The 17,359-nt window shown below is 51.2% G+C and carries 17 protein-coding genes; 9 read left to right on the top strand and 8 right to left on the bottom strand.

The features are described 5' to 3' along the window. The first annotated feature begins 2 nt into the window (after nt 1–2). Nucleotides 3–434, top strand: coding sequence for a response regulator (locus BCM14_RS09285; RefSeq protein ID WP_259673519.1), 432 nt, complete (start codon nt 3–5; stop codon nt 432–434). 389 nt (nt 435–823) lie between these two features. On the opposite strand, the gene BCM14_RS09280 is transcribed toward BCM14_RS09285, so the two are convergent. Both BCM14_RS09280 and BCM14_RS09275 read right to left on the bottom strand, forming a co-directional pair. Then, nucleotides 824–1,645 (bottom strand): CheR family methyltransferase, encoded by an 822-nt coding sequence (locus BCM14_RS09280; RefSeq protein ID WP_106227722.1) that lies wholly within the window; start codon nt 1,643–1,645, stop codon nt 824–826. A 9-nt stretch (nt 1,646–1,654) separates the two neighbouring features. Beyond that, nucleotides 1,655–2,815 carry a protein-glutamate methylesterase/protein-glutamine glutaminase gene (locus BCM14_RS09275; RefSeq protein ID WP_106227721.1) on the bottom strand — a complete coding sequence of 387 codons (1,161 nt, stop codon included), beginning with the start codon at nt 2,813–2,815 and terminating at the stop codon, nt 1,655–1,657. Between the two features lie 253 nt (nt 2,816–3,068). Between BCM14_RS09275 and BCM14_RS09270 the strand changes: the two genes are divergently transcribed. From BCM14_RS09270 to BCM14_RS09260, 3 genes are read left to right on the top strand one after another with little or no spacing between them, the layout of a single operon-like run. Next, on the top strand, nt 3,069–3,911 hold the full coding sequence (locus BCM14_RS09270; protein ID WP_106227720.1) for a PhzF family protein: 843 nt from the start codon (nt 3,069–3,071) through the stop codon (nt 3,909–3,911). Between the two features lie 7 nt (nt 3,912–3,918). Then, a complete protein-coding gene (locus tag BCM14_RS09265) occupies nt 3,919–4,521 on the top strand; it encodes a glutathione S-transferase (protein ID WP_106227719.1) in 603 nt (200 codons plus the stop codon). A gap of 20 nt (nt 4,522–4,541) precedes the next feature. Then, nucleotides 4,542–5,279 carry a hypothetical protein gene (locus BCM14_RS09260; RefSeq protein WP_106227718.1) on the top strand — a complete coding sequence of 246 codons (738 nt, stop codon included), beginning with the start codon at nt 4,542–4,544 and terminating at the stop codon, nt 5,277–5,279. A 23-nt stretch (nt 5,280–5,302) separates the two neighbouring features. Here the strand turns inward: BCM14_RS09260 and BCM14_RS09255 are convergent, their stop codons facing one another. After that, on the bottom strand, nt 5,303–6,904 hold the full coding sequence (locus BCM14_RS09255) for a gamma-glutamyltransferase family protein (protein WP_106227717.1): 1,602 nt from the start codon (nt 6,902–6,904) through the stop codon (nt 5,303–5,305). A 91-nt stretch (nt 6,905–6,995) separates the two neighbouring features. Between BCM14_RS09255 and BCM14_RS09250 the strand changes: the two genes are divergently transcribed. Then, nucleotides 6,996–7,973 carry a Bug family tripartite tricarboxylate transporter substrate binding protein gene (locus BCM14_RS09250; protein WP_106227716.1) on the top strand — a complete coding sequence of 326 codons (978 nt, stop codon included), beginning with the start codon at nt 6,996–6,998 and terminating at the stop codon, nt 7,971–7,973. A 28-nt stretch (nt 7,974–8,001) separates the two neighbouring features. Then, the gene (locus BCM14_RS09245) at nt 8,002–9,003 is read left to right on the top strand and encodes a Bug family tripartite tricarboxylate transporter substrate binding protein (protein ID WP_106227715.1); all 1,002 of its coding nucleotides are present in this window, start codon (nt 8,002–8,004) and stop codon (nt 9,001–9,003) included. A gap of 68 nt (nt 9,004–9,071) precedes the next feature. Here the strand turns inward: BCM14_RS09245 and aptA are convergent, their stop codons facing one another. Both aptA and BCM14_RS09235 read right to left on the bottom strand, forming a co-directional pair. After that, nucleotides 9,072–10,418: an omega-aminotransferase AptA gene (gene aptA / locus BCM14_RS09240; protein ID WP_259673518.1), complete on the bottom strand. Its 1,347-nt coding sequence runs from the start codon at nt 10,416–10,418 to the stop codon at nt 9,072–9,074. Between the two features lie 126 nt (nt 10,419–10,544). Next, on the bottom strand, nt 10,545–11,012 hold the full coding sequence (locus BCM14_RS09235) for an Lrp/AsnC ligand binding domain-containing protein (protein WP_106227763.1): 468 nt from the start codon (nt 11,010–11,012) through the stop codon (nt 10,545–10,547). Between the two features lie 140 nt (nt 11,013–11,152). Here BCM14_RS09235 and BCM14_RS09230 point away from each other — a divergent pair, with 140 nt between their 5' ends. The 3 genes from BCM14_RS09230 to BCM14_RS09220 are packed head-to-tail and all read left to right on the top strand — an operon-like array spanning nt 11,153 to nt 13,911. Beyond that, complete coding sequence (locus tag BCM14_RS09230) at nt 11,153–12,148, top strand: YncE family protein (RefSeq protein ID WP_106227713.1); 996 nt, start codon at nt 11,153–11,155, stop codon at nt 12,146–12,148. Between the two features lie 31 nt (nt 12,149–12,179). Further along, nucleotides 12,180–12,962 (top strand): polysaccharide deacetylase family protein, encoded by a 783-nt coding sequence (locus tag BCM14_RS09225; protein ID WP_259673528.1) that lies wholly within the window; start codon nt 12,180–12,182, stop codon nt 12,960–12,962. After that, complete coding sequence (locus BCM14_RS09220; RefSeq protein WP_259673517.1) at nt 12,955–13,911, top strand: sterol desaturase family protein; 957 nt, start codon at nt 12,955–12,957, stop codon at nt 13,909–13,911. The genes BCM14_RS09225 and BCM14_RS09220 overlap by 8 nt, the downstream gene beginning before the upstream one ends. A gap of 6 nt (nt 13,912–13,917) precedes the next feature. Here the strand turns inward: BCM14_RS09220 and tcuB are convergent, their stop codons facing one another. The 3 genes from tcuB to urtE all read right to left on the bottom strand — a co-directional run bounded on the left by tcuB (nt 13,918) and on the right by urtE (nt 17,356). Next, complete coding sequence (tcuB, locus tag BCM14_RS09215; RefSeq protein WP_106227711.1) at nt 13,918–15,123, bottom strand: tricarballylate utilization 4Fe-4S protein TcuB; 1,206 nt, start codon at nt 15,121–15,123, stop codon at nt 13,918–13,920. After that, nucleotides 15,110–16,540: an FAD-dependent tricarballylate dehydrogenase TcuA gene (tcuA, locus tag BCM14_RS09210; RefSeq protein WP_106227761.1), complete on the bottom strand. Its 1,431-nt coding sequence runs from the start codon at nt 16,538–16,540 to the stop codon at nt 15,110–15,112. Before tcuA ends, tcuB begins: the two co-directional genes overlap by 14 nt. A 117-nt stretch (nt 16,541–16,657) precedes the next feature. Beyond that, nucleotides 16,658–17,356 (bottom strand): urea ABC transporter ATP-binding subunit UrtE, encoded by a 699-nt coding sequence (gene urtE / locus BCM14_RS09205; RefSeq protein WP_106227710.1) that lies wholly within the window; start codon nt 17,354–17,356, stop codon nt 16,658–16,660. Nucleotides 17,357–17,359 lie beyond the last annotated feature (3 nt).

Genomic DNA, 17,359 nt, shown 5'->3' with positions numbered 1-17,359 from the left:
ATATGACAGATTCTGCGTCTCATGATATTGTTTCGCTGCAATTAAATGCTAGTGCTGAAGTTAAGGTTTTAATCGTCGACGACAGCCGTTCATTACGCCGGGTGCTTAAACGAGAGCTTGGTCGAATGGGCATCCACAGCACTGAGTTTGCGCAGGACGGGGTTGCTGCCATCGAAGCTTTGCGTAAAGAAGTATTCGACTTGATACTGCTTGATATAGAAATGCCGAACCTAGACGGTATTGGTGTGCTCAAGTTGCTGAAAGCGGATCCAGATTTAAAGGATATTCCCGTTATTGTCATCTCTGGGTTTGACTATCTTGAACAGTCTATCCAGTGCATCAGGCTGGGTGCAGAGGACTATTTGCCAAAACCCTTCAGCTCAGTGTTGTTACAAACCCGGGTATTTGTTGCGCTGGCTAAAAAGCGAGTGTGAGAGCTGCGTCAAATAATAGAATCAAAATAAGGCGGATACCCCCTAAAGTTAGGGATTGTTGGGGTATGTGGCAGCCACTAACATGAAGTCTCAGAATATATTTTAGGAGTTTTTATCGTGATTGATAAAAAATCGTGCAGTAACACTTCGAACAAGCAGAACAATATGTCTAAGGCGGCTGGACATTTCTCGCCCCCAGAATTGAGAACATCACAACTTACTCAAAGTGAAGTTGATGAACTGGTGTATGAGCTCCAGCTTGAGCTCAGCCGAAAAAGTCAGCCAAATAATTCTTGAACGCAAGGGTCGCAGTCTGAAACGTCGGGAGACTTGACCTGGTGCGGCCTGACTGTCTAAAAAGCCAAGATAACTAAAGATAAGTCAGCAACTTAGCGGCGAGACCATTGATAAACTGAGCCGCGACCGATTCGCACGGCTTGATAGCTGTCGCTGGAAAATATAGATTCAGAAGAACCAAGCATTAGGTAGCTTTGTTCATCCGCAAGTTGCTGGTGGATTTTATTCAGCACCAAATCCCGATGCACTCGATTGAAATAAATTAAGACATTTCGAATCAAAATCAAATCGAATTTAGGCAACATGAACCAAGGCGTAATTAAGTTCAGTGTTCTGAATTCAACCAACGACCTGAGTTTTGACGATATTTGATAAGCATCACCTTCTGTACGGGTAAAGAAACGGGCAATTTGTTCTTTCGTCAGGCCACGACTTGTGTCTAGCTTTGAGTAAAGGCCTTTGCGGCCTACATCAAGGGCCGTAGCTGATATATCTGTTGCGAGTATCTTGATTGACCACCCTTGCAACTGAGCTTCAAAATCTTGCAGAAGCATTGCAAGACTGTAGGGTTCTTGCCCTGTCGATGCGGCCGCACACCATATATTTAGCTGTTTCGATGCTTTTCTCGCAGCTATAAGGGACGGCAGGACTGTTTCTCGAAGCATTTCAAAAGGATAACTGTCACGAAAGAACAATGTTTCATGAGTCGCCATAGCTTCAAACGCCGTCCAATGCAGCGCTTCAAGCGGTGACGAAACGAGTTTTTGTAGCAGCTGTTCGCAATCGGTAAAACCGTTATTTCTGGCGACCGGATCTAAACGTGCCTTGATGAGATATTCTTTTGATAAATCCAGTGATATCCCCGCATTAGACTCGAGCAACGCGCAAAAGGTGGTAAGTAAGTGAGGATTCACAAATCGTCCTTATGCTAAAGATCTTTTTCGTGAAACCATCAGGCTTATCTCAGTATGTATCTCGTCTAGTGGCAAGATTTTTTGAGCCAAGCCTGCACGGACGACAGCGCCAGGCATACCCCAAATGAGGCTAGTCGCCTCATCCTGCGCAATGACTTGTCCCTTTGCTTGAATAATGTGCTGGGCACCGAGCATTCCGTCACTGCCCATACCGGTTAGTACAACGCCGAGCAGGCGGCTTCCATATGCCCGTGCTGCAGATCGAAAGAGGACGTCCACTGCAGGTCGGCAAAAATTTTCAGGGGGATCTTGGTTCAAGTGAGTGGCAATCCTGCCACCGATGTCTTTAACAGTCATATGGTGGCCCCCCGGCGCGAGGTAGGCTTGACCCGCAATCGCGACCTCGCCGTGCACTGCTTCTTTTACTGGCATTCCGCTAATACTAGTTAACTTTTTAGCAAGCAACTCTGTGAATTGCGCCGGCATGTGCTGCACGATAAATACCGGCACTTTCAATGGCTCTGTCCATTGCGAAAATACGGTTACTAAAGCTGCCGGGCCGCCGGTAGATACGCCGATACAAACCGCTTCAATCGGGTTGTTATCAAACAGTTTGGCAGGAGAGCTGGGGACGGGGTGTGGTGCAACACTAAGGTCTGGAGCGGTTCGCGGCTTTAATACATCTTTTGTATTGTTGCGTGCCAGTTTCCTGACTGCGAGTCCTGTATTCAGTCCCTTGTCCGGGCAAAGGGCTCGGATTTTGGGAATAAGCGTTTGCTCGAGTACAGTCAAAAACTCTTGCATATCACTTGTGTTGTCGGGTTTACCCACGTAGTCACTTGCGCCCTCAGTGAGCGCTGTCAGGGTACTTTGACTGCCTACTTTAGTGAGCGAACTAAACATAATAATAGGCAAAGACCAGTCTGACTTTCGGATCTCTTTTAAGGCAGTGATCCCATCCATGATTGGCATCTCAACGTCGAGAATCATGACGTCAGGTTTTGTGTGCTGAACAAATGCGACTGCCGCCGCCCCATCATTTGCAGTCCCAACTACTTCCAGATCAGAATGTGCAATCAGCGCGTGACGTATCGTGCGACGAATCACTGCAGAATCGTCAACGATCAGTATTCTGATTGGATTGTCTTTCGAGTCGAGTAACGAGGCCATGTCAGTGGTGGCTGCAAATTGATCGGAATAACGTCGGCGGAAAATTGTGGGGTATAGATCAGAAGTGCTGATCCGCTTGCTGCCCTGCTGACTGCTTATTTTGTACTTCTACGGCTAGCTAATATTACTTGAAGACGGATAAGAGCAAAAACAAACCGTCAAGGGGGGTGTGTTGATGTTTCGTCTTTCATTACCTCGTCTTTTGACACCGAAGCTAAAATCAATGAAAACTTGATTAGCTAGGGATCAGTCATTGAAAAACCGTCGATTCGTTCAGTGTGATGTTTTTAGTCCCGTGGCGCTGCAAGGTAATGGCCTTGCCGTCGTTGTTGACGGTGAAGGTTTAAGTACTGAGCAGATGCAAAAATTTGCAACCTGGACGAATCTTTCGGAGACAACATTCTTGTTGCCACCGACTGATCCAGCGGCTGATTATCGCGTGCGGATTTTTACCGTGGCGCAAGAGATGTTGTTTGCGGGGCATCCAACGCTGGGGAGCTGTGCAACATGGTTGCAGAGCGGTGGTATCCCGAAAACCCCGGGGATTGTTCGCCAAGAATGTAGGATTGGCATTGTCGAGGTAGATGCTTCAAAAGCACCGATGTTTGCGTTTGCCGCGCCGCCCACCACAATCAAACCGATGGATCCAGCACAGAGAGCGGGTATCGCTGGGGTGCTTGGCTTGTCCGAGGCAAGTATTGTTAACACAGCCGAACTCTGTAACGGACCGACGTGGCTGTTGTTTGAGCTAAAAAGCGCTGCGGATGTGTTGGCTGTTGATGCCGCGAAGTTAAACTGGCCACAATATCAATTTGTTGGTTTGTTTGCGCCGCATGAGCCTGCAAGCGAGTGCGACTATGAGGTACGGATGTTTGGCTTCTCAAGCACCATGACTGAAGATCCGATTACAGGATCCTTGAACGCAGCGATTGCGCAGTGGCTTAAGGCTAATGGTAGGCTGGCCAGACCATACACCGTTGCACAAGGCACCAAAATTGGTCGTTCAGGGCGAGTGACGGTGACGCCTGGTAGCGAGGGGTCGGTTTGGATTGGGGGTGACGTGCATGTCGTGATTGAAGGTATGGTCAATTTATAATCATGAGATGCAAACCAAGCTTTACTCCTTTCGACGTTGCCCTTACGCGATCCGCGCACGGATGGCGATTTGGCAATCTGGAGTTGCCGTTGAAGTCCATGAGGTGAGTTTGCGAGCTAAGCCAGCCAAGATGTTGGCGATATCGCCTAAAGCGACGGTGCCAGTCCTTCAGTGCGCAAATGGTGAAGTGATTGACGAAAGCGTGGCGATTATGCGCTGGGCCTTAGATCAGAACGATCCCGCTGACTGGCTGGCGTATGCCGCGAGCGAAACTAGCAAGCATTTGATTTCGATTAACGATGGCCCCTTCAAGAAATGGCTTGATCGGTATAAATACTTTGAGCGCTATCCAGAGCATCCTCAGACGTATTACCGCGATCAGGGTGTCGACTGCTTGATCACCAGACTTGAGGCGGCGCTTTCCAACTATGCTTACTTACACGGCGATCGGGCAGGTCTTACTGATATCGCTATTTTCCCGTTTGTGCGGCAGTTTGCAGCCGTGGATCGGGCGTGGTTCGATAGCAGCCCATGGCCTCAGACCCGTCGTTGGCTTGATCAGTGGCTAGCGAGCGATTTGTTTTTGAAAGTCATGCAAAAAAATCTGTAAATCATCGTGAGTCACCCCTTATGAACAAACTATTTTTGTCGCTTACCTTGTCAATCGGCTTGCTGTGCACGATTGATTCGGCCCTTGCGGCAACCGCCGCACCTGATCCCAAAATCCCGCAGCCAGCGGTTGAAGAGGGCAATAAATGGGTCTACACTTTCAACAGCTTTAGTAATGGCCGTTGGACAGACTATCGAAACGAATTGTCAGTTGCACGGGTTACGCGCTCGGGGATTTACGTTACTGCGTCAACGATTGGCAGTACCGCCCCATCTCGGACCTTTGTACAGGGCTTGAATTGGTCTGACTTTAGAACGATTAATGATAAAGAGGTGGTGATTGCCCAGCCCTTTGATTTCCCCTTAGTGAAGGGTAAAAAATGGCAAATCAAATACAACGAAGACACTGCTAATAAGAAACAAGAAACGACAATTGATTACGAAGTGCTTCAGCCTGAATCGATCATTGTTAAAGCGGGGCAGTTTTACGCTATCAAGATCGAAGCTGAGGGCAAGTGGGTTGCGCGCACGACAACTCCGCTGGCACCGGGGCAGGCGAAAAGCAAACCCGATCCAGACGCGGCCATGGGATCAACCGCCGTCACTAATGAGAAGGTGACGTCGGGCAGAGTCTACCAAGCTTACTGGTACGTCCCGGAAACCAAGCGTTACATCAAGTTAATCAATGAAACCTACGGTGAAGACGGTACGTTGAACTACAAATTGACCGGTGAACTCGTGTCGTTCAATGTTCAATAAGATCCAACGTACCAGGCCTTTACTTAATAACCGATAGCTTGGCCATCTCTGCGTGGATCCGAACCAGCTGCATACGCGTGACCGCCAGCCTGGGTCTCACCTTCCAGTTTCTGGATAAGCTGAGCGCTACCAAAATCCAGGCTATCCGCCGGTGTCACCGTCGGTTTGTGTCCCATCGCGATCAGGCCATCGACAACGGCTTGTGGCACGTGCTTCTCTAGCATCAGATCACCAACGTCATTGATACGCCAGCGTGGTGAATCGGCGCAGGCTTGTGGATTGCGACCTTCGACCACATTTCGCAGCACCATTTGCATATGGCCTTGCGCCTGCATGTTGCCACCCATGACGCCGAATGCCATCTCTGCCGTGCCATCACGAGTCATGAAGGCCGGGATGATGGTGTGCATGGGACGTTTGCCGCCAGCCACCTGATTGGGGTGATCTGGCGTCAATACAAAACCTGAACCGCGATTCTGCAAGGCGATGCCGGTGCCAGGCACGACCACACCAGACCCAAATCCTTTAAAGTTGGACTGGATCAGCGAAATCATCATGCCACTCGCGTCGCTCGCACACAGGTAAACCGTACCGCCCACTTTGGGTGAACCAGCACTGTACTGACCTGCTTTTCTGACATCGATCAAGCTGGCGCGCTTGGCGGCGTAGCTGTCAGACAAGATCTCTTCTGAGGTCACGCGCATGTGCGCTGGATCAGCAATGTGCGCATACAGATCGGCAAAGGACACGCGCATCGCTTCGATTTCAAGATGCATACGTTCTGGTGAGCCGACGGCAGTTTGATCGTAAGGCAGATGCGAAAGGATATTCAGTGCAAGCAAGGCAGCGATACCTTGTCCGTTAGGGGGGATCTCGTGGATATCATGCCCGCGGAAGTTCGTGCTGATCGGCTCTACCCAGTCGGCTTGATGACTAGCCAGATCAGCCTCAGTCATTGCACCACCACACTCCTTGGCGAAGCTTGCAATCGCTTTGGCAAGGCGGCCCCGATAAAAGGATTCGCCACCCGTCGCGGCGATGTCTTCAAGCGTCGTGGCCTGGTCGGCAAAGCGCCAGATCTCACCTGCTTTGGGCGGCTGTCCCTTTGGCAAAAAAGCTTGCCGGTAGCCGGGAACGTCCGCGAGGTCGACTGATTGCGTGGCCCATTGGCGAGCGACTGTTGGCCCAACAGGGAAGCCGTCACGTGCGTGGCGTATGGCATCCTTAAATAAGTCTGCAAAAGGCAACTTTCCGAATTTTTTCGATAGCGCGACCCAACCGGATACGGCGCCAGGCACAGTAACTGTGTCCCAGCCGCGCTCGGGCATTTTGCTCAAATCTTTGAAACGCTCAGGGCTCCAGGCTGCGGGCGCGCGACCAGAGGCATTCAGACCGTGCAACTTACTACCGTCCCAGATCAGGGCGAAGTTGTCGGCACCGATGCCGTTCATGGTGGGCTCAACGACGGTCAGGCAGATTGCGGTGGCCAATGCGGCATCGACGGCATTTCCGCCCCGAGCGATCGCTGCGATGCCCGCCTGAGCCGCAAGAGGTTGCGAGGTTGACACGACATTACGTGCCAGCAAGGGTTTACGGCCAGATTGAAACGGTTGTTGCCAGTCCATGAAAGGATCCTCCAAATATGTGTTCGCATGACTTTAACAGGCAGTTACACTTTGCGGCAGTGATTGCGGTTGACACAAGGAGCCATACGTCTTGAAAATCACCTTATTTGCTCGATTGGCAGGGACTTTTTTACTTTTCGCGTGTGGACTGGCACCTGGATATACGTTGGCGGCCTACCCCGAAAAGCCAATACGGGTTGTTGTTGGTTTTACACCAGGTGGCACAACCGACACGGTGGCGCGGATCGTGTCGCAAGGCATGAGCGAGCGGCTCGGTCAGCCCATCGTTGTTGAAAATAAGCCCGGTGCAAATGGCGGGGTAGCGACCGAATCAGTGCTCAGATCCGCCTCCGATGGCTATACCTTATTTTTTACTTCAGTCGGGCATGCGGTCAATCCTTCGCTATACCCATCCGCTAAATACGACCCAATCAACGATTTCACGTCTATCGGCCAGGTGTTGACAGCTCCGAATGTTTTAGTGATCGCGGGTAATTCGCCGTTCAAAGACCTCAAAGAGCTGATCGCTTATGCAAAAGCGCATCCAGGTAAGCTCGATGTGGCCTCATCTGGGTACGGTAGTTCCGTGCATTTGGCCGCTGAAGTTTTTATGAAGGAAGCGGGTGTCGAGCTCAATCATATTCCCTATAAAGGGACGAGTGTGGCTATCCCTGACGTGATGTCGGGCACAGTCACGATGATGTTTCCTAACCTGCCAACCATGTTGCCGTTGATTGCGACAGGCAAACTACGTGCTTTGGGGGTAACGACGGCCAAACGCTCGCAAGTGGCGCCAGAGATACCTACTATCGCTGAGGCAGGTTTACCAGGCTACGACGTGGGGACTTGGTATGGCTTCGTCGGACCTGCCAAAATGGACCCAGAGATTGTTAAGCGCCTCAACAAAGAATTGAATGCCGTCTTGTCTGATAAGGCGACTGCGGCCAAGTTAAGCGATCAGGGCGTTGATCTGGTTTACGGCACGCCAGAAGCGTTTGGTGCCATGATTCAAAAAGAAACTGACCGTTGGTCTAAAGTGATTAAGGCGGCAAATATAAAAATCGAATAATGAATTGCTGTAGCGGAGACAATAAATCATGGATAAAAATAGAAGAGATTTAATTGGCCTGGCAGGAGCGGCAACAATCGGTTCAAGCTTAACGACCTTTGCTGGTAGGTCGGTCCACGCGGCACAGGCAGATTATCCAAATAAACCCATCAAACTGATCGTGCCGTTTCCGCCCGGGGGCGGGACGGATCTGATCGGACGTTTCCTGGCTAAACAGCTATCGGTCGCTTTAAATCAATCTGTGATTGTTGATAATCGATCGGGGGCAGGCGGCATGATTGGCTCACAGGCGTGTGCTGCAGCCCCGGCTGATGGCTACACAATTTCTGTTGGCATCACGGGCACGCACGCGTTGCCCGTCGCGATGGGCGTTAAACAAACTTATGATCCGATTGGGGATTTCACGGCGATTAGTCTGCTGGGATATTCACCTAATTTCCTGCTGGTGCATCCGAGCTTCCCGGCGCGGACGGTTGCTGAGTTCATTGAGGTTGTGCGAGCGCATCCTGGTGTCTATAGCTTCGGATCGTGGGGTAACGGCTCAGGTGGTCATTTTGCCGGTGAATATCTCAAGAAAATCGCTAAGCTTGACATGCAGCACGTACCGTACAAAGGCGTAGCGCCCATGATTAATGATCTAGTTGGTGGCCAGATTGTGGTTGCTTTTGGGGATGGAGGTGCATCGCCACCTCAGGTAAAAGCCGGCAAGATCATCGCCTTGGCGGCCGCGGGCACCAGACGCTCGCCTGCTTTGCCAGACATATCAACTTTTGATGAGCAGGGGATCAAGTTTATTGCGGATAGTTGGTACGGCATTTTTGGCCCGACCAGATTGCCGGCAGAGATTGTTGGTCGGTTGAGCGATGAATTTAGAAAGATACTCGCTCAAGCAGATAGCCTCTCAATGTTGGCATCCTTTGGTTTGGTCGCTCAAGCAGCGGGTCCAGCAGAGTTTAAACAACTCGTGCAGCGCGACATTGAGCTGTGGACCAAGGTGGCACGAGACGCCAACATTCAGTCCGAGAGCTAAAGCTCGTCACGAGAAAAAATGCCCGACCAGCCTGGCCGGGCACAGCTATCTGACTGATGCGCTATAAATTATTTGATGCTGCGCAAGGCCATTCTGACAGTTGAGAAGATCTCGTCGATCTGCGCTTCGCTGACGATCAATGGTGGCGAGAAGGCCAGAATATCGCCTGTAAATCTAGGCAGAACACCGTTCTCGAAACACTTCAAGAAAGCCTCGTAGGCGCGAGCACCTGGTGCACCCTCACGCGAGTCGAGTTCAACCGCACCCATGAGACCAAGGTTACGGATATCTTTGACGAAAGGCTCACCACGCAAGCTGTGAATCGCTGCTTCAAATTTCGGAGCCAGCAAAGCGGCGCGGCCAAACAAACCTTCGCGCTGGTAAATGTCTTGTGTCGCGATACACGCTGCTGCCGCGGCGGGATGAGCAGAGTAGGTGTAGCCGTGAAAGAGTTCGATTGAATTGGCGGCGCCGCTGTTGATGACGGTATCGTGAATCTTTTGCGAGGCGGCAACGGCAGACATCGGGATCGATGCGTTGTTAATCGCCTTGGCAAGGGTAATGAGGTCGGGCGTCACGCCAAACAATTCGCTGGCCGTCGCTGCGCCGAGGCGACCAAAACCTGTGATCACTTCATCAAAGATCAACAGAATGCCGTGCTTGGTACAAATATCGCGCAACTTCTGCAGATAACCCTGTGGTGGGATCAGCACGCCGGTGGAACCGGCAACTGGCTCAACAATAACCGCTGCAATGTTGGAGGCATCATGCAAAGCAACGATGCGCTCGAGCTCGTCGGCTAAATGCTCACCCCACGCTGGCTGACCTTTGCTGAAAGCTGCATGTTCAAGATTGAGTGTATGTGGCAGGTGATCAACGCCCGGGATCAGATTGGCAGAAAAGGCCTTGCGGTTGGCGGGAATGCCACCCACTGAGATACCGCCAAAGCCAACGCCGTTGTAGCCACGCTCGCGACCGATCAACCGGGTGCGAGTGCCCTCGCCTCGCGCGCGGTGATATGCCAGGGCAATCTTCAGGGCAGTATCAACGGCTTCAGAGCCGGAGTTCGCAAAGAAGATACGGTCAAGGCCTGCAGGCATCACAGCCGCCACTTTGCTTGCTGCTTCGAACGCGATGGGGTGCCCCATCTGGAAGGAGGGCGCGTAGTCCATTTCCATCATTTGCTTATGTACGGCTTCAATAATTTCATCGCGGCCATGGCCAGCGTTCACGCACCAGAGTCCCGCACTCGCATCAATCACTTTGCGATCGTCCGCTGTCGTGTAGTACATACCTTTCGCGCCTTTGAGTAAGCGCGGTTGGGCTTTGTACTGACGATTGGCCGTGAAAGGCATCCAATAGTTGGACATATCCAATTCAGTGGACAGACTCATGTGCTCTGTAATTGCGTTCATGCGAACCTCGTTGCGGTGTTCATACCGGAGTATTGGCTACAAAACTGTCGTAACCCGTTGTTAAAGGTAGGAAATTTCCTAATATTGCTTACTGTAATACAGATGGCTCGGCTTTGCACCTGAATCTTAACGATCAACCGGTAAGTAGAGCGTTTCTTTAATCTCTTCCATCACAACATAACTGCGTGATTCAGCCGAAGCAGGCAGGCGTTTGAGAATCTCACCGAGCAGTTGTCTATACTTATTCATCTCTGGCAATCTGGCTTTGACCAGGTAATCGAAGTCACCCGACACCAGATGACATTCCATCACTTCCGGCACGTAAAGCAGTTCCTCTTTGACCTTGTCGAACACTTCGCCTGATTTGGCAGATAGCTTGATTTCGAGAAAAACCAGCAAGTTTTTGCCCAGAGCCGCGGGATTTACCCGAGCGTAATAGCCAGTTATCACACCTTCGCGCTCCATGCGTTTCACTCGCTCGGAACAGGGGGTCGCAGATAAACTGACCTTGTCAGCCAAATCCGTGATTGATATCCTGCCGTCGCGCTGAAGGACGTCCAGAATCTTGAGATCAATTCGGTCTAGTTCGCGCATCACCATGAGAGCCCTCATAAAAACTTGAACTAAGTGAATATTTTAGTGAAATTCACCAGATTGGGAACAATACTAGGCAAATAAACAATGTCCAAGGGCTTTGTGAGAAAATGTATGTAAGGTTTTTTATCAGGATGTAAATGTTTAATAGTCGCTGGATTCTTCGTGCAGGTCTCGTTTTGGCGAGTCTTTTGTCGTCTGCGCTGACATGGGCAGCGCCTCCCATTTTGGTCTTGAATTCGCTAAGCGCAAGCGTGAGCATCATTGACCCGGTCACCTATACAGAGATCAAACGAGTTCCTGTCGGTAAAGAGCCTCACCACATTTATATGACACCAGATGGTAAGTCTGCCCTGGTCGCCAATGCGACAGGCAACACGATTACCTTTATTGATCCGAAGACCGGTGATATCCAGCGCACCCTTGCGGATATGGTTGATCCCTATCACCTGCGATTTTCGCCAGATATGAAATGGTTTGTGACCGCAGCTAACCGTCTGAATCATGTGGATATTTACAAATGGCAAGCAAAAGGCAGCGGATTCGAACCTGTCTTGGCCAAACGTATTCCAACCGGTAAAACACCGAGCCATCTTGCGATCAACACGACAAGCACTGTTGTTTACGCTTCTTTGCAAGATAGCGACGAATTAATGGCCGTGGATCTAGCAACCCAGAAACCCTTGTGGGTCGTGCCTGTTGGTAAAACACCTGCAGATATTTTTCTGACATCAGATGATAAAAATATCCTAGTTGCCTTGACGGGTGGCACAGGCGTGCAGGTTTATGACGTGTCGAACGGTCCCGCCAAGTTGGTCAAAACCATTCAAACTGGCGACGGCGCTCACGCCTTTCGGTCGCAAGGCGATAAACGCCATTTATTTGTCAGTAATCGCTCGGCTAATACCATTAGTCGTATCGATTTGCAGACCATGACAGTCGTGGATACCTATAAAACGCCTGCCGGGCCCGATTGCATGGAAGTGCTGGCTGACGGTAAAACCCTGCTTGTCACCGCACGCTGGGCTGGCAAGCTTGCCGTGATCGATCTTGAAAAGAAAGTGGTGGTCAAGACAGTGGCAGTGGGCAAATCCCCCCATGGTGTCTGGACACTGAATTATGCGAGCCGGTCGTAACGCGGCAGCGTCCATAGGGTTGCTTGTTTTGATGGCAGGCCATGTTGCCTCGATTGCACAAAATGAGACGCATGACCAAGCCAATCAAGCCTGTGACAAGCCTGTCTATTTAACGATAGATACGGGGCACATGGGGGTAGCGACCCAAATGATCGATGTGCTCAATCGACAGAACGTCAAGGCAACTTTTTTTCTAGCAAACGAGCGCACTAAAACAGGTGGCTCAAGCATGGATGATGTCTGGGCCCCGTGGTGGAAGCAATTGGCGGATCAAGGGCACGTGTTTGGTTCGCATACCTTCGATCATGTGTATTGGCAGGCCGACTTGCCTGACGGCACGTTTCGTGTCAAACCCAGTGCGGGGCCTGATGCCAATAAAGTCAAAATCATCAGTGGTGATGAATACTGTCAAGAACTGGATCGATCGCGTGATCGGTTCGAGCAAATGACAGGTAAAAAGATGGTGCCAATATTTCGGTCTGCCGGAGGTAAAACCTCGCCTGCATTGTTGGCTGCTGCAAAGACTTGTGGCTATACCCATGTGCCTTGGACGCCGGCAGGGTTCATGGGCGACGAGTTGCCAAGCGAGAAATATCCTAATAGCGCCTTATTAGATAGGGCTTTGCATACAGTCAAGCCAGGCGAAATTATTTTGGTTCATCTGGGCATTTGGTCAAGAAAAGATCCGTGGGCTCCGGCAGTTTTCGAGCCGCTGATTGCAGGTTTGAAGGACAAAGGCTTCTGTTTTGCAACGCTTGATCAGCACCCTGAGTATCGGGGTCTTATGCGTCTGAAGGGGACCAGCAGTGAGTAATGTTCTGGATTGGTTCGACGTGGTGCAGCAGGTGCTCTTTGAGGCAGTGGTGCAGCCATTTTTATTTAACGTTGGCCTGGGCAGTGTGATCGAAGAGGCCTACGATTGGACCATGTGGTTGCTGATTGGTCTCTTGCAAATTGGCTTTTTATTAATTGTTTTCGGGACGTTGCAGAGATGGCGTCCAGTCGAGCCTGTGATTGATCGCGGGCAAGTGCGTCTCGACATTGTTTATACGCTCATCCACCGCTTGGCGCTTTTCCGTATCGTACTTTTTTTCTTGATTCGGCCTCTTTGGGATGAGACCGCGGGTTGGGCGCACGTGATGGGATTTTCTCCCTTTAGTCTGGACGAAGTCTGGCCTGGGGTGACTGATCGGCCCTGGATGAGCTTGATCATCTATTTGATCGCCTTCGATTTAGTTGAGTACCTGTATCACCGCGCTCAGCATCGCTTTGAATGGTTATGGGCATTACATGCGGTTCATCATAGTCAGAGACAAATGACGATGTGGAGCGATAACCGCAATCATTTGTTGGATAGTGTTTTGCACGACTCCGTGATCGTTTTTGTCTCTTTGGCGATTGGTGTGCCACCGGCACAGTTCGTGATGATCGTTGTATTTACCCAGTTGGTCGAAAGCTTTTCGCATTCGAACGTGCGTCTGAGTTTTGGTCGCCTGGGTGAGCGCTTGCTAGTCAGCCCGCGCTTTCATCGGCAGCACCATTCAATTGCTTTTGACGTGTCTTCGGCCGGGCCCGCAAAGGGAAACAACTTTGCGGTGTTGTTTCCCGTTTGGGATGTGCTGTTCAGTACGGGACATTTCGACAATCACTATCCAGCGACTGGCATCCATGATCAGTTGCCTGAAGCCGGTGGCCGCGATTACGGCCGTGGCTTCTTTGCGCAACAGTGGTTGGGGTTAAAGCGTATGGTGGGTCTGGGCTGACTGCCTTTACTCTGACCCCAGCCCCAGTTTATTTGGCAGACGCTTTTCAATCGACCATTTGAGTAGCGCAGCACTGCGAAATATCCCGTGAGCGAATTTGCCATAAGGCATAGTCAAAAATAACGCCATCACGATGCCGAGATGCAGAGCGAGCAATACCGCTAGCGCGCTTGAGTCGCGCCAGATCAACAAGCCTAATCCCGAAGCGCTGGTCAAAATCAACAAACTGATAAAGGCATGATCCATGGGCTTTTGGGCTTTGTCGCCATGCGCGGGTGCCCGCCGAATATTCAAGCGCATCAGTCCTATCGGGCCGATCAGCAAACCGACGCCGCCCAGCGTACCTAAAATGACCGGTAGGCTGGTGTAGGAGTAGGGCGCTTCCCAACCGAGGACATAATGAAAGATTGTGGCGGTCGAGGTCGCTGCAAAACAGAGTAGAAAGCCGTAGAACGTCAGATGATGATAATTACGCCTGCGCAGGGTAAATTTGTCATCTTCGTCATTACAGCCTTCGCCATGACCACCGTCGAGGTATTTGAGTTGCAAGACGTTGTGCAGCGCTTCACCCGCAGCGACCGCGCTTGCCTGACCCGGCGTGATTTCTTTCCAGAAGCGAGCCACGCCAATCCCTAGCGCAAGCACTGCATAACCGAACACGATGCCAAACATCAGCGCCAGTGTGTTGTGCGGAAAAATCGAATAGAAGTTACCGCCATTGCCCGGTGGGCTCACCAAAGAGCCGTTCGCTAAGATGGTCAGGATTAAAAATAAGGTTAGACCGAAGGCCGTTGCAAGCGCTACCGTGACACCATTGTTTTTGTAAAGCTTGCCGAAACTGACCGGCCAAGCAAAATCCGTATAGGTCTCAAGACGCACGCGCGCCATTGCCTGTGGGATGTTGACGGCGAATTCGTGTGGCGGCGCGTATTGACACGCATGCAGACAGGCGCCGCAATTGTGACAAAGATTAGCCAAATAATTGAGATCTGCTTTGTTCTTGAAATCAAGCCGTCTCGCCATCGCTGGGAAGACAGCGCAAAACCCCTCGCAATAGCGACAGGCGTTACAAATCTGCATCTGTCTGGCGACTTCAGATTCGTTGTGCGTCAGCTTCTTGTCATGCCAAGTGATGGTGTGTTCTGCCGATTCCCGGTTGCTTTTGCCTGCCAGGTCTTGTGCTTCGCGGGTCAGTGAATCAAGCGACTGCATGTGCTACCCCTTGTTGCTTGGTTTGCAGTGCTTTAATGCGCGCTGCTGCCTTTGCGGCCTGTGTGCCTGCGATACGGCCAAAGGCAGTACCGATAGACATCCCCACGCCCGCTGTATAGCCTTTACCCAGAACATTACCTGCGTTGATTTCACCCGCTGCAAACATATTCGGACTTGCCTTGCCACCAAAAAATACGCTTGCCTGCTTATCCGTCTGTAAGCCGAAATAGGTAAAGGTGATTCCGGGCTTCAGGGCGTATCCATAGAAGGGGCCCTGGTTGATCGGCCTCGCCCAGTGGGTTTTAGCGGGCGTGAGATCCTTGGTGAAACAATCATCTTGGATATTGTGATCAAACGTGCCTGGTTGACAGGCCGCGTTGAAATCATTGATGGTTTGCATGAAGGTCTCGACATCGAGGTCAAGCTTGTGCGCGAGCTCTGGCAGGGTATCGGCGATTACACCTTCAAACACAGGTGGCATGAAGCGACCAATAGCCTTTGAGTCAATCACAACGTAAGCAGTTTGCCCTCGCTGTAAAGCCACCAGACGACCCCAGAGCGCATAACGCTTAGGCCAGAAGTCTTCGCCTTCATCATAAAAGCGCTTGGCTTCTTTGTTGACCACCACACCAAGCGATACGCAATCGAGTCGCGTGCAGATGCCGCCGTCGTACAAGGGGGCGCGAGCGTCAATCGCGACGCAATGCGCTTGAGTCTGATCGCCCATTGTGTCGGCGCCTTCGCGCATCATGACTCTAAGCACTGACCCCATGTTGTAACGAGTACCCCGGATCAGAAAATTATCAGCTGGATACTCGCCAAATTGGTTCTGACCCCAAGCCTCTCGCATCCAGTCAATATTCGATTCGAAGCCACCACAGGCCAGCACCACGCTGTGACCTTCGTACCTTTTGTCACCGACCTTAGCTGCGACAAACAAGCCGTCTTTGATCTCAAGATCATCAACCGGCGAGTCATAGAGGATATCGACACCGAGATTTTCTGCGCTGCGGTAATAGGCGTTGACCAAAGCTTTGCCGCCACCCATAAAGAACGCGTTGGTTCTTGCGACATGTAAAGTGCCTGACAAGGGTGGTTGAAAACGCACCCCATGCTTGCGCATCCAGTCACGACAAGTCGAGGATTCGCGGATCACCAGGCGAGCAAGCTCTTCGTTCGTTTGCCCACCGGTTACTTTGAGCAGATCTTGCCAGTATTCTTCTTCGGGATAGGCATCCACCAATACGTCTTGAGGCGCATCGTGCATGCAACGTAAGTTGCGGGTGTGTTGCGAGTTACCGCCACGCCAGGCTTTGGGAGAGGATTCGAGCAGCAGCACGGTGGCACCTGCCTCTCTGGCCATGAGCGCGCTACATAGTGCGGCATTGCCGCCACCCACCACAATGACATCCCAAATCATGATTTGCCTCAAATCTCTATGATCGTCCGATCATTTTATCTGGAGGCGATCTAACCAGATGGCGAGGTTTTACGCTAGAGCGCCAGCGCTCGGAGCAGATAATACGGGTCAGGGTTAAACCGACAAGTGCCTTTTTACGTCGTCGCCGTCCATCGCCTCTCTATCACCTGACGCCACGACTTCGCCCCGAGAGAGCACGACAAACCGATCCGCCAGTTCATGCGCAAAGTCGAAGTATTGCTCGCAGAGCAGGATGGCAATATCGCCGCGATCGCGCAGCAGTCGGATGACTCGACCGATATCTTTGATGATTGAAGGTTGAATACCTTCAGTCGGTTCATCAAAAATAATAAGCTTAGGTTCTGCAACCAGCGCACGGGCAATCGCTAGCTGTTGCTGCTGACCACCTGACAAATCCCCACCTCGACGGTGCAACATGGATTTAAGAATGGGGAAAAGGTCGTAGATCTCTTCTTTGATTTGCTTCGCCTGGCGACCTGATTTTGTTGCCATACCCATCAGGATGTTCTCTTCCACAGTCAGGCGTGCAAATATTTCACGTCCCTGGGGGACGTAGGCCATGCCCAGTGCTGCACGCATGTGTGGTTTGAACTGACTGATTTCCTGGTCTTCGAAGCTGATCGAGCCGCTGCGAATGTTTTCAACGCCCATCAGGCACTTGAGCAAAGTGGTTTTGCCCACGCCGTTTCGCCCGAGCAAGGCCATGCACTCACCACGTTTAACATCCATCGACACACCCTTGAGCGTGTGACTGCTACCGTAGTATTGATCAATATTTTTCACAGTCAGCATGAT

It is taken from the genome of Jezberella montanilacus, assembly GCF_003003055.1.
GTDB classification, from domain to species: Bacteria; Pseudomonadota; Gammaproteobacteria; order Burkholderiales; family Burkholderiaceae_B; genus Zwartia; species Zwartia montanilacus.
Note: the sequence above shows the minus strand (reverse complement) of the source record. Positions and strands in the feature narration are given on the sequence as shown.

Excerpts from the sequence above, each read along its gene's own strand:
- urtE (WP_106227710.1), bottom strand. The coding sequence starts at position 17,356 with ATGCTGACTGTGAAAAATATTGATCAATACTACGGTAGCAGTCACACG.
- BCM14_RS09255 (WP_106227717.1), bottom strand. The coding sequence starts at position 6,904 with ATGGACTGGCAACAACCGTTTCAATCTGGCCGTAAACCCTTGCTGGCA.
- aptA (WP_259673518.1), bottom strand. The coding sequence starts at position 10,418 with ATGAACGCAATTACAGAGCACATGAGTCTGTCCACTGAATTGGATATG.
- BCM14_RS09230 (WP_106227713.1), top strand. The coding sequence starts at position 11,153 with ATGTTTAATAGTCGCTGGATTCTTCGTGCAGGTCTCGTTTTGGCGAGT.
- BCM14_RS09275 (WP_106227721.1), bottom strand. The coding sequence starts at position 2,815 with ATGGCCTCGTTACTCGACTCGAAAGACAATCCAATCAGAATACTGATC.
- BCM14_RS09225 (WP_259673528.1), top strand. The coding sequence starts at position 12,180 with ATGGCAGGCCATGTTGCCTCGATTGCACAAAATGAGACGCATGACCAA.
- BCM14_RS09285 (WP_259673519.1), top strand. The coding sequence starts at position 3 with ATGACAGATTCTGCGTCTCATGATATTGTTTCGCTGCAATTAAATGCT.
- BCM14_RS09245 (WP_106227715.1), top strand. The coding sequence starts at position 8,002 with ATGGATAAAAATAGAAGAGATTTAATTGGCCTGGCAGGAGCGGCAACA.
- tcuB (WP_106227711.1), bottom strand. The coding sequence starts at position 15,123 with ATGCAGTCGCTTGATTCACTGACCCGCGAAGCACAAGACCTGGCAGGC.
- BCM14_RS09265 (WP_106227719.1), top strand. The coding sequence starts at position 3,919 with ATGCAAACCAAGCTTTACTCCTTTCGACGTTGCCCTTACGCGATCCGC.
- BCM14_RS09260 (WP_106227718.1), top strand. The coding sequence starts at position 4,542 with ATGAACAAACTATTTTTGTCGCTTACCTTGTCAATCGGCTTGCTGTGC.
- BCM14_RS09235 (WP_106227763.1), bottom strand. The coding sequence starts at position 11,012 with ATGCGCGAACTAGACCGAATTGATCTCAAGATTCTGGACGTCCTTCAG.